The organism is Fluviicola sp. (genome assembly GCF_029266855.1).
Lineage (GTDB): Bacteria > Bacteroidota > Bacteroidia > Flavobacteriales_D > Crocinitomicaceae > Fluviicola.
On record NZ_JAQSWB010000009.1, the window covers coordinates 47,638 to 63,177 of the forward strand.

Annotated in this window: 14 protein-coding genes; 9 read left to right on the forward strand and 5 right to left on the reverse strand. The window is 41.6% G+C overall.

Features of this window, described 5'->3' with window-relative positions:
- Window positions 1-57 precede the first annotated feature (57 nt).
- Window positions 58-1,131, reverse strand: coding sequence for an SGNH/GDSL hydrolase family protein (locus K0S23_RS16350; RefSeq protein ID WP_300359693.1), 1,074 nt, complete (start codon window positions 1,129-1,131; stop codon window positions 58-60).
- Between the two features lie 95 nt (window positions 1,132-1,226).
- Window positions 1,227-2,444: a hypothetical protein gene (locus K0S23_RS16355; RefSeq protein ID WP_300359696.1), complete on the reverse strand. Its 1,218-nt coding sequence runs from the start codon at window positions 2,442-2,444 to the stop codon at window positions 1,227-1,229.
- A 344-nt stretch (window positions 2,445-2,788) separates the two neighbouring features.
- Between K0S23_RS16355 and K0S23_RS16360 the strand changes: the two genes are divergently transcribed.
- From K0S23_RS16360 to K0S23_RS16375, 4 genes are all read left to right on the forward strand, one after another.
- Window positions 2,789-3,349: a hypothetical protein gene (locus tag K0S23_RS16360; RefSeq protein ID WP_300359699.1), complete on the forward strand. Its 561-nt coding sequence runs from the start codon at window positions 2,789-2,791 to the stop codon at window positions 3,347-3,349.
- A 34-nt stretch (window positions 3,350-3,383) separates the two neighbouring features.
- The gene (locus K0S23_RS16365; RefSeq protein WP_300359701.1) at window positions 3,384-4,235 is read left to right on the forward strand and encodes a sigma factor; all 852 of its coding nucleotides are present in this window, start codon (window positions 3,384-3,386) and stop codon (window positions 4,233-4,235) included.
- A 127-nt stretch (window positions 4,236-4,362) separates the two neighbouring features.
- Window positions 4,363-4,731 (forward strand): VOC family protein, encoded by a 369-nt coding sequence (locus tag K0S23_RS16370; RefSeq protein WP_300359704.1) that lies wholly within the window; start codon window positions 4,363-4,365, stop codon window positions 4,729-4,731.
- Between the two features lie 211 nt (window positions 4,732-4,942).
- Window positions 4,943-6,637: a T9SS type A sorting domain-containing protein gene (locus K0S23_RS16375; protein ID WP_300359707.1), complete on the forward strand. Its 1,695-nt coding sequence runs from the start codon at window positions 4,943-4,945 to the stop codon at window positions 6,635-6,637.
- A 64-nt stretch (window positions 6,638-6,701) separates the two neighbouring features.
- On the opposite strand, the gene K0S23_RS16380 is transcribed toward K0S23_RS16375, so the two are convergent.
- On the reverse strand, window positions 6,702-7,841 hold the full coding sequence (locus K0S23_RS16380; RefSeq protein ID WP_300359709.1) for a DUF692 family multinuclear iron-containing protein: 1,140 nt from the start codon (window positions 7,839-7,841) through the stop codon (window positions 6,702-6,704).
- Window positions 7,842-8,033: a hypothetical protein gene (locus K0S23_RS16385; protein ID WP_300359711.1), complete on the reverse strand. Its 192-nt coding sequence runs from the start codon at window positions 8,031-8,033 to the stop codon at window positions 7,842-7,844.
- 260 nt (window positions 8,034-8,293) lie between these two features.
- Here K0S23_RS16385 and K0S23_RS16390 point away from each other — a divergent pair, with 260 nt between their 5' ends.
- The 4 genes from K0S23_RS16390 (at window position 8,294) to K0S23_RS16405 (ending at window position 13,246) form a co-directional block, all read left to right on the forward strand.
- Complete coding sequence (locus K0S23_RS16390; protein WP_300359714.1) at window positions 8,294-10,333, forward strand: PKD domain-containing protein; 2,040 nt, start codon at window positions 8,294-8,296, stop codon at window positions 10,331-10,333.
- Window positions 10,334-10,375: 42 nt separating this feature from the next.
- Window positions 10,376-10,894: an ATP-binding protein gene (locus K0S23_RS16395; protein ID WP_300359717.1), complete on the forward strand. Its 519-nt coding sequence runs from the start codon at window positions 10,376-10,378 to the stop codon at window positions 10,892-10,894.
- 90 nt (window positions 10,895-10,984) lie between these two features.
- On the forward strand, window positions 10,985-12,562 hold the full coding sequence (locus K0S23_RS16400; RefSeq protein WP_300359720.1) for an FAD-dependent oxidoreductase: 1,578 nt from the start codon (window positions 10,985-10,987) through the stop codon (window positions 12,560-12,562).
- A gap of 57 nt (window positions 12,563-12,619) precedes the next feature.
- Complete coding sequence (locus K0S23_RS16405) at window positions 12,620-13,246, forward strand: bifunctional 2-polyprenyl-6-hydroxyphenol methylase/3-demethylubiquinol 3-O-methyltransferase UbiG (RefSeq protein WP_300359723.1); 627 nt, start codon at window positions 12,620-12,622, stop codon at window positions 13,244-13,246.
- Window positions 13,247-13,248: 2 nt separating this feature from the next.
- On the opposite strand, the gene K0S23_RS16410 is transcribed toward K0S23_RS16405, so the two are convergent.
- Complete coding sequence (locus K0S23_RS16410; protein WP_300359724.1) at window positions 13,249-13,905, reverse strand: DUF6629 family protein; 657 nt, start codon at window positions 13,903-13,905, stop codon at window positions 13,249-13,251.
- A gap of 197 nt (window positions 13,906-14,102) precedes the next feature.
- On the opposite strand from K0S23_RS16410, the gene K0S23_RS16415 reads away from it, so the two are divergent.
- On the forward strand, window positions 14,103-15,524 hold the full coding sequence (locus tag K0S23_RS16415) for a gliding motility-associated C-terminal domain-containing protein (RefSeq protein WP_300359725.1): 1,422 nt from the start codon (window positions 14,103-14,105) through the stop codon (window positions 15,522-15,524).
- Window positions 15,525-15,540: the final 16 nt, after the last annotated feature.

The window sequence follows — 15,540 nt, forward strand, 5'->3', positions numbered from 1 at the left end:
TAAAAAATAAGAGCATTACGCGAGTGGTGCTCTTATTTTTTTTAGTTCCGGCGAGTTCTACCTTTTCACTATTTTAACCGAATGTTCGCCATCGGATTTGATGATGTACAAACCACTCGGAAATTCATTGAAATCGATAGTTGCTGTTTGCTCAAGCTCCATTTCTTTGATTAGAACACCTAGCATATCGTATATGTACACTTTATTCTTTGCATTGTTTCCGGAAAATTTAACATGCAAAACATCTGTCGTCGGATTTGGAAAAACGCTCCAATATTCATTCATGGTATTTTCTTCGGCTCCTAAAACCGGACAACTAGCATCCAGCAAATAATCGTATGGCCCGACATTCCAATCTGATAAATGATCATAAACAGTTTGTTTTACTGCGTATTTAATATTTGCAGCATCAGTAGGAGAAAGCCCGGAATTGAAGGTGATTAATGTGGGATCACTTCTGAATAACGTCGCATAAAAACAACAAGCGGCTGTATAACTTCCTGCCAGTGACGGATGACTCTCATCGGCTTGAAATAATTCTATCGAAGGATAGTTTTGCCTGATATATCTCCATGCCGCACCTACCGGTGTTATACCTGCTTTTACAGAATCTGCATATACTTTATAATGTGATGTGATTGTACTGTCCATTTCATAGTAGGTACGGGTAATCCATGTATCAACTGCACATTCGGGTGGAGTGCATAAATAAGTATCACCGGGTCTTCTCCCCCATGTACTGTAAAACATAGTCTGGGCGCATAGATTATGTGCTTTAATTATACTATCGAGTTTAACACTGTATGAAATACCATTCATATAAGTAGAAGGATATGCAAGTGCCATACTTTGATCTTGCAAAACAACATTATCCCAGTTTCCGCTTGCTATTTTTGCCAACGATGTTTGGTTTGTTAAATGCTGCCCTATGTAATATCCACCAGGAGCATTTATATCAAAAATCAAAGTTTTACCTGTTGAATTGGCTATATCTGCCAGTAACTGAGGCAGATTATTTACATGTGTGTAGCTATTTCCTAAAAACAGTACTCTTTTTGTCTGTTGTCCAAATAAGGTAACTGAACACAAAATGAATATACCTAAAACGAATTTTTTATTGATATTTCTCATTATTCTGGTTTTTAAGAAGCGCTTTTTAAACGTTTGATTAATATTATTGCAATTCGGTTTGACTTTCAAACTGACTATACACCTAAAAGAACCACCTATCTCTTCGGGATAATCCCCTCTTCAATCCGCATGACCTCATCATCTCTTTTTGTTTTGATCATCAACATTTCCAGGGAAGCCATTTTCTTACTCCATTCCCTGAATTCACAAAAATCAGTGAAAACAGGTATTTTTTGCTCGTTCACCTCCACAATGGTATCATTCAATTGCAGTCCTGCAAGAGCTGCCGAAGATCCTACGTAGAGAGTCCCTACATAACATGTGCTGCTTTTCGAATCATAGAGCATATTGAACCCAAGTTCTTTTTCATCCTTGGTCTTCTTTTCAAGCGGTTTCAGGTACATATCTTTTTTTCGGAAATCAATAACCATCGCATAATTGGAGAAGATTTCCATACCAAGCAGGGATTTATTTTGATTGGCCACATCAATTCGGTGCTTATCGATACGAACGTTCCCCATATAGATATCTGAAGAACTGTAATTATAGGAAGTATCCAAGTTGGCCCCAAACAATCCAAAAGAAGAGTATCCTGTCAGAACTTCCTTTAAGTCGTTTTTAAACAGGGTATCTGTTACCGCATTTTTAGGAATAGTCAACGCTCCGCTTGACCCTGAATCCACTAACACGTCTTTAAACAACTTCCCGTTTACGTTTACATCTACTGTCATACCCGGAACAATATCCAGGCCGAAGGCAGACCGTTTTGAAAAGGAAACCCGTTGGTAGTCTTTGAGGTCCGGCAATGAGGACTTCTTTCGGTCAGTAATAATGAGTTTTTTATTCTCAAAATCGATTTGCCAGTTGGCAGTTTGCATCAAATTTGCACCTATTATTCCGTCATAAGCAATACATCTGAGAAGTTCATGCGGGTTCGAATGAGCGGTAAGAATATCTTTAAATACCAGGTTTCCAATCCCTACATGAAGCATGACACAATCATTCTTAACAGCATTTCCCTGAGAGTCAGATACATTATAGACCAGCACCGTTTTTGCTTTTGTTTCTTCCAAAGCTTCCTTATAAATCACAGAAAACGGTGCGCCTGAATCTACGATAAACTCATATTCCTTGTCTGAATCATTGAGTTTTACTTTAATCACAATCAGTCCATTTTTTGATTCGAAAGGAATTTCTGTCCGGAAAGTTCCCTTAGGTGCTTCTCCTTTTGACATATAGCGAAACAATTTGATCGAAGAGCAGCTGCTGGTCAGCAAAACAAGTAAAAACAGAATAAGCGTAGTTTTTTTCATTGGTGTGTTGTAATATAAAATAATTAGAAGCCTGATAGGACTGAATATAAGGCCGCTAAGATAAGAGATAGTTTAACACTGACAACTTTGCAGGTCATAGAACAAACAAGGGCATTTCACAGGAATAAGCATACTTTTTCGTTTAGTTAAAACTGCCTGGATTGATCAGTAACACCAGAAATACCATCGGGAAATGAAAAGGTTGCCCGGCAAGCTATTTTTTATCTGACGCGAATATCCTAAGGTTTTGTGATTTAAAAATGCCAGCTGAGAATTCTTAAAAAAAATTTCACTTCTTTTTGTCACAAATCAGGTTCCTTCCGGTCTTTGGTATAAAAAACGTTATGGATACTCCCTTTCTTTTACCAATTGAGAGACCCAAAGGACTACTTTGGAAGCTCATTTATTTTATGACCCGCAAACGTTACGGCAAGGTCATCACTCCTTTAAAAGTCGCCGCAGTAAGAATGCCTGTAAGTTTCGGGATGTTCTCCGGGAAAATTGCACAGTTGGATAAAAAACTCAGTCTGCCAGCTGAAACCGTTATGCTTGTCAGGGAACAAGTAGCCCAAACCAATGTTTGCAAATTCTGCATTGATATCGGTCGTGCTCAGACCATTGTTTCGTACATGAATCAGAAAAAATTTGACGCATTGCATGATTATCAATCGAGTCCATTATTCTCAGAAAAAGAAAAAGTATTGCTGGACTTCGTTACTATGCTTGCTCAAGAACGCAAAATGGAGCGGGATCTTTTTGAAAAACTGGCAAAACATTACGATGAACGTTCTATCTGCGAAATCGTTTGGGTAGTAGCCACCGAATTTTACTACAACATCGGCAATATCGGGCTAAACATTCATTCGGATATGCTGTGTGATATTGCCAAAAGAAAAGTCGGATAATCGTTCACACAGAACTTAGTAATTTTGTTTTTCAATGGAACTCACAAAAGAAATATTAGGGCTTCGCTCCTATCTCTTTAGCATCTCCTACAATATGCTGGGTATGGTCGAAGAGGCCGAGGATGTTGTACAGGATGTTTTTGAAAAGTGGATATCCGCTTCGGAAGTTCACGATGCAAAAGCCTACCTGGCGCGAATTGCGGTAAATCAAAGTATCAACCGACTCAACGATCTTCGTAAAAGCCGGGAAAACTATATCGGAATGTGGCTTCCGGAACCTTATATTACTTTAGAACCGGAACCTGTGCCAACACTTGAATACGGCATGCTCTTTTTGCTGGAACGATTGAATCCCAATGAACGGGCAGTCTTTATTCTGCGCGAAAGCTTTACGGAGGAATATACTTCGATTGCCGATATAACGGGGCTTACTGCTGAGAATTGCCGGCAATTGCTGCATCGCGCACATGAAAAGCTCGGACGAAGCAAGCCCTTACAGGTAGATGCTGAGAAACAGCGAAAGTTCACCGAAGCCTTTCTTGCGGCGCTACACGGTCAGGATCGTTCGGAGCTGGATTCATTGTTGCGCAGTGATATCGAACTTTTCAGCGATGGCGGAGGCAAACGTGCTGCTGCCCTCAAAGCTCTCTTCGGGTTGGAGAAAGTTCTCAAATTTCTCATCGGGGTTACGCAGCTTCAGGAAGTCCAGCAACATCAATTCGAGTATCGGTCTGCATTTGTAAACGGCCGGCCTGCAGCTATTATTTTCAATCAGACAACCGGAGAGCTGGACTCAATGCAGTACGTGGAGCTGGAAGGTCGGGAAATCACACGCCTGCTCTTTGTCAGAAATCCGGATAAACTGAGAATCAGGGGCAAATATTAATCTTAAGCAGATGATTCTTTTCGCATTTTAATAAGTTAGATACACAAACAATTGCCGCAGGCTTGAATTTTATACAGGAACTTATTAATATTAATCCCTCAGGAAGGAACAACTAAATAACAAGCATATGGTTAATTCAATCAACTGGTTCGAAATCCCAGTCAAAGATTTCAACAGAGCCAAAGCATTTTATGGAACACTTTTCGGAGCAGAGATCCAGGAAATGCCTCATCCGGATTTCAAGTACGGTATTCTGCCGTGCGATATGCAAAATGGTGTTGGTGGAGCAATTGTTCAGGGCGACGGATTTGAGCCTTCCATGACAGGATCTGTCATTTACCTGAACGGCGGTGATGACCTAAGCGGACCTCTTTCCAGAATTGAAAGTGCCGGAGGTAAAATCCTGATGCCCAAAACTTCAATCGGGAACAATGGTTTTATGGCACATTTCGTAGATACGGAAGGAAATAAAATGGCATTACATTCGATGAATTAACAGTAAGACACAGAATGTATTGAAAAAGGAGTTGGCTTAAGGTCTACTCCTTTTTTTATTTAATAACGGACAAAACCCTTGATAGTTAGTAATCTAACCAACCCAATCTCTTTTGTTTTATATTTTACAAAGCCTAAAATTTAACGGTTTGCATTTGACTTGCGATAGGGAATGCCTTAACTTACTTCCTTTAACTATTATTCACTTTATTATGAAGACAACACTATTTACAGTGGCAATTCTATTGGTGTCACACCTGTGCAGCGCACAACGAATCTTAGAATCTACCAACGGAAGTTGGGACAATCCGAATCTATCTGTTGAAACCTATAAAGACTTTGTCTTTAGCGGTTATACGGAAACAAACCCTGCAACAGGATTGTTAACTCCCACATTTAAGGTTTCCACCGTCACCGGAGCGCCGGTTACAACCTATTATGTCGATTATCCGGATGCTGTTTATTTAATGGATTTCACTATTAGGGAAGCTACAAAAACGATCGTTCTTACCGGAATGACAGCTGTAACTACCGGTGGAACAGCTTACAAGATGATTGTGACCGAAGTCGACTTCATGACCGGAACACCGGTTCAAAGTTCACTGGAGTATCCTTTCAGTAACAACTCAATGATCCCTCACCAGGTGATTCTTTCGGAACCAATGGGACAGGTAACCATAGTAGGAACTGAAGTTATAGGTACAATGTCATCCACCAGTTTTGCTTTCAACCCCAAATACGGTTTTGTGCTAGGACTGGATATCAACAATTTCAATAATATTCTTTACATGCCAATCCAACTGGATCTTCCTCCTGCAAGTAATGCGGATTATGATATGCTGGAGAACATTACGGAAGTGGACGGATCTGGCTATTTTATTTCCGGGTCATGTAACGGACCGTCAGGGGAACAAAACCTCTTAATAATGGGAACCGATTATAGTGGCAATGTTACTTTTTCATACATTATTGACAATACCAATTCCCGGTTTGCAGGCTCATCCGTTATGTATAATTCGGCACTGAATGTAGTTTACCTCACGGCTAACAACAGCGTTATGCACCAGTACCAAATCGCAAAGTGTGATCCGACTACCGGAGTGTTCCTGACTTCATGGGTCAGCCATCAATTCACTACACTTCCGATCGGAGGCGGTGTGGACCAAAATGGTTTCCGCTTACAGCAAACTCCGGACAATTATATTATTTTGGGCGGATACTTAAGCGCTCCGTTCGGTGCATTGCCGCAGCAGCTCACTCCTTTCCAGGTAGTCATGCGGGATGATTTGGCATTTATTGTAGCAAAGCAGTACCAGTCAGATAATAACTCGCCTCTTTCTCCGAGTTATTTCGAACAAAACGGGAACTCTGTTTTTATCAATACACCGGATATGATTACTTATAATCCTTATGAAAGACGAACTTATTTGGTTAATCAAAATACAAACTACGGTGGTTTTGACTTAAACGTATCTTCCCTGTTCAAGGCTTCGAAATGCGAAAGATTATTGGAGGCGTATACGTTTTCCAATCCACCTAATGTGATTGGCACCGGAAACTTCAATCCGCTTCCGATGTACCCTGCTGTCTACATGCCAACTCCGGGACCGCGACCAATCTTAGAGCACATTCTTTGCCAAAGCATTGCACCTAAAGCACTTAACACAGCTACTCCGGAAGTTTCATTGGCACCGAATCCTGCTTCTGATCTGTTGAACATTACACTGGAGGATGAAACAATCCGGGAAGTGGTGGTTTACGACATGAAAGGCAAACTTGTGCTTTCGCAAAATGCAACTGAGCGAACATTAACTCTTGATGTAGAAAAACTGGATCAGGGAGCTTATGTCATTGAGATCACCACGAAAGAAGGCACAATTCACCACGAACGTTTCGTGAAAGAATAGCTTCAAATAGTAAATTTATTTTAAAGGCCTCGTTTGTTAACTCAAACGAGGTTTTTTTATTGAATCACCACCCCTGTTTCCACTTCTGTGCGATTCGCAAAGCCGTTTCCAGCATATAGGGCGACCATTTTTCGATTTCCCAGGAAGAATGTGCCAATGACGATCGATGGAGTGAACGAAGCGCTTCATTGTAATCTGCCGAGTGTTCGAGTATGGAAGACAATTCGACTTGCTGTTCGTACAATTTTGCCGATTCGGGAACCGGTTCGTTTAGTGAAATGGATTCTTTCGGCAAAAAATCTGTAACTGAAATGGATTGATTTCGTGAATTGAAAGTATGGATAATTGACTGCATTCGTTCGAAATCCATTTGGAATTGGCGCTGACTTTCCATTGTATGAAGTGCAATTCCCAATTGTTCCAATATGACAAACTTTAGATTCTTACACAAAGGCAATGTTTTTCTCAGCAAATCAAAGACAGCTTCCGGAACTGCATCGTCGTGTGTATCTCTCCGGATAGTACGTTCGGGCCGGATTCCGGATGATTCCCAACTTCCACCGGAAATATGAATCTCCCGCACTCGGTCGAGCGGATAGGCCCGGATCAATGTTTCAAAATCGAGTGAAAAGTTTTGAAGCTGACAATACAGGTTGTGCAGGTCCAGAATAATGAATCCGTTAACGGGTTCAATCAACCGTTCCAAAAATTCTCCATGACGTTGCACTTCATCCAAAGAATAGGAAAAAGCCAGGTTTTCCAATCCGACAGGACAGGAACAGGCTTCCTGGATGCGCTGCAGTCGATCAATACCAATCGCCAGCGTTTCGGAAGTGTATGGAACAGAGATTGGTGCACCTTTATGGAAATCCTCGCCGGTCATGAAACCGAAATGCTCCGTTATGTGATCGAACTTGAAATTAGCGGAAACCTTGCGCAAATGATCGAGCCAGCGTTGTTGTTCGGTCGTCCATTTCCCTGAAAAAAGTGAAAAGTAGACACCATGACCTATAAGCCTTCCTTCCTGGCTGAAAGCCCGGAGGAGTTCAACAAACCAATCCGGGATCTCACGGACTTTGTATAAGGTATCGAAAGACCATTCGATTGCCTCCACTTTTTCAGAAGCAAACAAGGGCAAGGTTGCTTGTAAAAGCTGGTTATCTAGATTACACGAAACCCCCGAACGTATTTTTGAAACTGACATTTATCCCATTCCACAAGCAGGACATGGTTCGCAATGAGTTGTAGTGGAATTGGAGCTATCCGTTCTGTTTTCATTGAGTTGCTCGTTCTTTTTTCTGATGTCTTGTTTCTCACAAGAAGTTGTTGCAGCAGAGATAGTTGCAACGGAAACACCTAAAGTGATTGCTTGTAGTAAAGATGATGATAGTTTCATGGCTTCAAATTTTTTCAAAAGATAAACCTTTCACCCAAAAAGGACAAATTTATTATTTTAAATGTGTTTTTCTTTGATTGACTTGTACACAACGAAAAACATGCAGGAATCTTTATTTTGCACACATAGACAACTATTCTTACCATTTGTGCGTTTCAAAGAAGGAAGAAAAGCCCTTTCACAAACCATCCATGAAGTATCAGTTATTATTTGTTTATTTTCTTATTTCCACATTGCCAGTTCTGGCACAAAATCAACACATGAATTGGTTCTTCGGATCTGGGAGTGGTTTGAGCTTCAGTTCGGGTAATCCTGTTCCAGTTGGTGGTAACGGGATGACGACCAACGAATCCTGTGCTTCCATAAGCGATGCAAATGGCAACAAACTATTTTATACAGATGGTATAGAAGTTTGGAATGCTTTCAACTCCGTCATGCCCAATGGATCCGGACTGCTCGGTCATAAAAGCTCTCAGTGCATAATCATCCCCAAGCCGGGAAATTCGGGCAAATACTATATTGTTGCAACCGATGGTATTGAACACAACTGTCTAAACGGACTCACTTATTCCGAAGTGGATATGAGTTTACAAGGCGGTACCGGAGATATAACAGCAGTAAAAAATGTTCAATTGAATGCGCTCAACGGCGAATGGGTTACAGCAATAAGGCATGCAAATTGTGTTGATACCTGGATCATTACTCATGGAAAAGATCCGAACAATGTTTTCCTTGCCTATCATGTAAGTACTTTAGGAATCAATCCAATCCCTGTATCAACAAATCTCGGAATCTCTGTTCCATCTAATTTGTCGGGAGTTGGGATTATGCGACCAAATCCACAAGGAACAAAAATTGCGATGGCAAGATCTTATTCCGGCATGGGAAGCATTGAACTCATTGATTTCGATAACGCAAGTGGTATCGCAACAGGAATCAACAATCTATACACAGCGACCACTACAAGCAATAGCTATGGGTTGGAATTCTCGAGAAGCGGTAATCGATTGTACTCAGGTGAATTCGGAAATACTTACAACAGCATTTTTCAATACGATATGACAGCAGCAAATATTACAGTCACTCGTACAAAGGTCGGTCAGTTAGCATCAGCTCCTGGAGAAATCGGTCAACTCCAAATAGCACCGAATGATAAGATATATGTTAGCTACAATATGTGGCCTGCCGTCGACTTTATTGGGGTTATCACAGATCCTGAACTACTTGGAACAAACTGCGGGTATGTGGAAAATGGAACTTCGATTGGAGCTCCTGCCATGTATGGACTACCCTGGTATTATAATCCGGATTACCTGATTCCATCCCCATTAGAACTTGGTCCTGATGCTACACTGTGCCTTGAAGGATCCATCACACTTTCGAACAATTTATCTAATGTTCCAGGTGCCACGTACCTTTGGTCTGATGGAAGCACGAATCCCACACTTCCCGTTTCAGAAGCAGGAACATACTGGGTTCAATATCAAATGGAATCTTGCCTTCCAACTATCGATTCTATTACCATTACTTTAGATACAACACAAATAGGTCATACAGTCGGTGATACCTCAGGATGTACACCATTTACTATTCAATTGGTTGGGATAGGTCCTCCGGGAATATCCGAATGGATTTGGGATATGGGTAACGGAACCATTATGCATACGCAAAATCCTGTATATGAATTTAAAACCCCCGGAATCTATACCGTATCGCTTACAGCAATCAGTGCAAACAATTGCTTAGTGCAAGACTCTGTAGTGATTCTTGCAGAGGCATTTCCAGTACCTATTGCTGATTTTTCCTTTCAACCTACAGTGGTTAAGCCCAACATTCCCGTTACATTTACAGATCAATCAACTGGTAACATCGCAAGTTGGTTATGGCAAATCAACGACCAACAAATTTCCGTAGTCCCGCAATGTTCGTATACCTTGGATGATTATATATTATTATCTGTTTCACTGACTGTGACAAATTCAGATGGCTGCAGCGACGAAAAAAAGATGACGGTATTTAAGCCAAGTGATCTTGTCTATGTTCCAAATACATTTACACCGGATGGGAACGAACTGAATGCTATTTTCAAACCGATCGATTACTTTGGAGTTGTCAATGGATTCAGCATTTACGACCGTTGGGGCGAACAGATTTGGTCAGGAAAATCAGCTATGGATGGATGGGACGGAACTATTCAGGGCAAACAAGCTCTTCCGGGAGTTTACACATGGGTGATTACAATAGCAAATACGGGTATTGCATCCAAAGAAATTCAAGGACATGTGACATTGGTGCGATAGGCTGGTGTGTTTCGTTTACTTCATTTTGGGTATCTTCACACTATGAAAATCGCATTTACAGGTGCTCATTGTGTCGGAAAGACAACGCTGGCAGAAAAACTGCAGACAACTTTACCGGACTATCTCTTTATCCCGGAACCTTATGTCGAACTTGAAGAAGAAGGGCATATCTTTTCTGAAACACCCGGAGCGGAAGATTTTTCAGTCCAGCTTGAGTATGCGATCGAACGAATTTGCATCGATGAGCCGGATGTTATTTTTGACAGAAGTCCGCTCGATCTGCTAGCCTATCTCTATGTGACAGGCGGTGCCAAAGCTTCACAAAACTTCTACATGAAAGTACGCGAAGCCATGACAGAAATCGATCTGCTGGTATTTGTCCCGGTTGAAAAACCAGATCTGATAGACTGCCCGCAAAGTGAGTTCCCGGAATTGAGACAACAGGTCAATGAATTACTCCACGAATGGATCAGCGATTTTGACCTGGAGACGGTGGATGTTCGCGGAACTCTGGCCGAACGCGAAGAACAAATCATCCGTAAAATCTTAGAACTGGAATAAGTGTACAGCCACTCTCTTAAATAATCCTAATTCATTTTATCCTCATTTTGATTTTCCTTAACTTCCTGTACAACTGTAAATAGGAAGTGTATGGAGCGCAAGGATCAAATTTTCGATGATGAACAGACTTCCGGGAGCAACACGTCTATCTGGATGCTGAAAACCCCGGTTAAATCATTCAACACACTTTCCCGCCCGATGGAAACGGATGTCCTGATCGTTGGCGGCGGAGTAGCAGGTTTAATGACAGCATACGAACTCCTTACGAATGGAAAACGTGTTATCCTGGTTGAAGACGGAGAGATCGGCAGCGGTGAAACTCATCGTACTTCTGCCCACCTCACCTACTCGCTTGACACACAATATTCCGACCTGGAATCGCGCTTCGGAGAAGAAGAGGCAAAACTGATCGGTGATGCACACAAAACCGCAATCGATTGGATAGAAGAACTTGTAAAACGCGAAAAGATCGCTTGTCATTTCAAACGGGTTGACGGCTTCCTCTTCCCGCATCCCACGGACAAGGAAGATGTGATCGAAAAGGAATTTGAGGTCACAAACCGTTTTGGTTTTGAAACAAGCATACATGAAATCATTCCGGGTTTTCTAAAAGGGAATAACAAGCGCTGCCTTCTGTTTCCCCAGCAGGCACAATTCAACATACTACTTTTTTTACTCGCTTTAGCAGATATCGTTGAACAGAAAGGCGGACAAATTTTCACCCGCTCGAAAGCAAAAAAATTCACGGAGAATAGCGTAGAAGTAAACGGGTTTACTGTGAATGCAAAACACATTGTGCTCGCAACAAACACTCCGATTGCGGGTCCCTTGATCACTCATACCAAACAATGGCCATACCGGACCTATGCTATTGCTGCGGAAATTCCGAAAGGAAGTGTCGAATATGCACTTTGGTGGGATACCGGCGACCAGGATGCTCCATGGGTTCAAAAACCCTATCATTACGTCCGGATCGAAGAAGGGGACGGAGATGTGGATTATTTAATTGTCGGTGGAGAGGACTACAAGACCGGCCAGGAAGACCGGGAAAATATTCCTGCGGAAATACGTTATAAAAATCTCGAAATGTGGGCAAAAGACCATTTTCCTAATATCTCAGGCATTGCTGCCAAATGGTCGGGACAAGTCATTAACACGGTAGACGGATGTGGTTTTATCGGGAAGAATCCGGGGAGCGAAACAACTTACATCATCACAGGTGATTCCGGTAACGGAATTACAAACGCAGCGATCGGGGCGCAGTTAATTACAGATCTGATTCTTGGAAAAGAAAATAAATGGGCGGAAGTTTTTGATCCTTCCCGCAGTGTATTTAAACATGCTCCAGGTGATTACCTGAAAGAAGTTGGGAACATGATCCGGCAGTATACGGATTGGCTCATGCCCGGAGACCAGAAAACAATCGAAGAGCTAAAACCCGGTGAGGGTGCAGTATTGCGTGAAGGATTAAAGAAAATAGCAGTTTTCAGGGATGAACAGGATAAACTTCACATCTGCAGTGCCGTTTGCCCGCATCTGGGCGCGATCGTTCAGTGGAATGCAGATGAAAAGACATTTGATTGTCCGGCACACGGCTCGCGTTTCAGTGCTTTGGGAAAAGTGATTAACGGTCCGTCGAATGGTGACTTGGGTGAAAAGGACGAATAATCATTGAATTCAGGTAGTAATTTAAACCATTTGGCATCCCGGATGTCTTAAAATACGATGAAAGATTCAGCAAACGAAAAAACGGAGTTCTGGGAAGCCAGTTTTATTGAAAAGCAGGAAATGTGGGGTCTCGACCCTGCCAATTCTACCGCAATAACAACAGATATCTTTGTCCAAAACGCAGTAAAGAAGGTATTGATCCCAGGAATTGGTTATGGTCGAAATGCACGGCCCTTCCTGGAAAGCGGAATGTCTGTTACCGGGATTGAGATTTCGGAAACGGCTATTGAACTGCTGAAGAAACATTATGGAACGCAGATAAATGTCTATCATGGTTCTGTAACGGATATGCCGTTTGATGAGCTTCAGTATGACGGGATTTTTTGTTATGCCCTGATCCATTTGCTTCATGCCCGCGAAAGAGAAAAACTGATCCGGGACTGCTACAATCAACTACCGGAAAACGGGTGCATGATTTTTACTGCGATCTCAAAAGAAGCTTCGACTTATGGAACCGGGAAACTGATCGGAAAAGACCGCTACGAACAGTTTGGAGGGGTCAATATATTCTTTTACGACCACGAATCAATTAGAGCAGAATTCGGAGCATTCGGATTGGTCGATATCCGGGAAGTAATGGAGAACCAGCCGATGTTTTTGGTTACATGCAGGAAAACCAGCTGAAATCAATCCGGAAGTTCAGGTGTCCGCTTAATCTCCCGCATAATAGCAATCACCAAAACACTTTGTACGGCTGCAAAAAAGCACCACACAGATACCAGGTAAGCTTCGAAGAACACCTGTGTTACCACAAGAGAAACCACATTGGCCACAGCCAAAGCTATCGCCCGTTTCCGGGTAGAAAAGAAGGGCGCAATCACAATGGCAGCAATGTACAAGACACCAGTTACTATCTGCAGAACTGTCGTTGTGCCTATTCTGTAGGAAATATGACAGCCATCGATCTGTGCAATTGCAGGAGAAAAAATCAGTCGGCAAGTAAGCAGAATTGAAACTGCAATACCGGCGAAAAGAAAATACCGGATAATTTTCCGGCGTTCGGGCAAGCGTTCAATTCCCAGGTATCCAAGCGGAATCCAAAAGGGCCATATGATCTGGGCAAAAATAAGAAATGCATATTTGGCGAAAGTATGCCACACGGAAAAACCGGTATCCGATAACGAAAGCCAAACAAAACCCTCACATACCTGCTGAATGGCGAACAGTAAAGGCATGGAGGCAAATATCAGATGGGCGGGTTTGCGGACCTGGCTAATGGAAGCCACACCTGCTATCGTCAGAACTCCTCCTGCAATAAAACTTGCGCTTGCTGAAAAACACATACTCTTTGAATTAAGTGATTTACTATACGACCAACAACGCACCAACCCTTACATCATTCCGGTAATAGATAGAAGAAATATACACTTAATCACAGGATAAATACCGCTTTGATATTTTTAATAATTGGTTAAAGAACATAATCTCCAACCATTCAAAACAAATTGTATCTATAGACCAATACAATAAGACTATTCAAATGAAAAGCTATTCCTTGGCACTTCTCTTTTTTTTATTTCTGCTAAAAGGCCTTGGGCAAAACATTCCGGAAATTAACCATTGGTTTTTTGGTGATCACGCAGCCTTGGATTTTAGTTCCGGTGTTCCGGTTTCAGTTCAAAACTCTCAATTAAATACAATGGAGGGAACCAGCAGTATTTCAGACAGTGTCGGTAATTTGCTGTTTTATACTGATGGGATTACAGTTTGGAACAGACTCCATGGAATGATGCCAAATGGCCAAAATTTAATGGGACATCCCTCTACATCACAGTCTGCATTAATAGTTCAAAGGCCTTGCTATCCGAATCGTTATTATATTTTCACGGCTCCGGCTGGTGGCTCTAATAAACTATATTATTCTGAAGTAGACCTGGCACTTAATAGTGGTTTAGGAGCTGTAACAGCTGTTAAAAACATTCCCTTAGGAACAACTCTAATTTCTGAAAAACTAGCTGTTGTCTGGCATACGGATGAACAACGTTTATGGCTCATTTGTCAGGAACCCTGGTTGACCAATCGATTTTTCGCCTACTTAATTTCATCAAGCGGAGTTGATTCCATTCCTGTTGAAAGTATTGCTGGAATTAATGAAAACGTCGGCGTTGGATACTTAAAAGCAAATCCGAAAGGAGATATTCTTGTTTCATGTAATTTTAAAAGTTCAAACATCCTTTCTTTTAACCGTACTACAGGAACAGTTTCAGATAAATTCGTAATCCCAAGAGATAGTGTTCCAATAAATAATCTAATTGGTGCCGATCTGTTTTATGGGGCAGAGTTTTCTCCCAATGGAAACCTTTTGTATTTGACAACACTTGACACCAACATCTATCAATTTGATCTTACACAGCTTACAGCATTAGATGTCATTGAATCCATGGTAATAATAGGTAGTATTTTTCCTACATTAGAGACCAATGCCTCTGCTCTACAAATTGGCCCGGACGGAAAAATATATGTTGCTAAAACCGGGACATCTTCATTGGCCCGAATTGAAAATCCGGACGCCATCGGTATATCTTGTGGATTTACAGAAAATGCAGTTCAGTTGTCCGGAGGTTGCGCATCAGGACTTCCCTCTTTCCAAATGTGCTACCGTTATAATTTCGATGAATGTCCATATATTCCTCCCACTCCGATACCAGAGGTATCTCTAGAAATACCAAACATTATTACACCTAATAGTGATGGCTTAAATGATGTGTTCCTGATAAAAAACATGTCTTTGGGTCAAGTTTCACTAACCATAGCAAACCGCTGGGGAAATACAATCTTCTTTTCCGATGCATATATGAACGACTGGAACGGAGAAGCATACTCAGATGGAGTTTACTTCTACCATATCTATGATTCGAAGAATCAAAAAACACATACCGGATTCCTGGAAATAATCCGGTGAAACTGGAAAAATAATT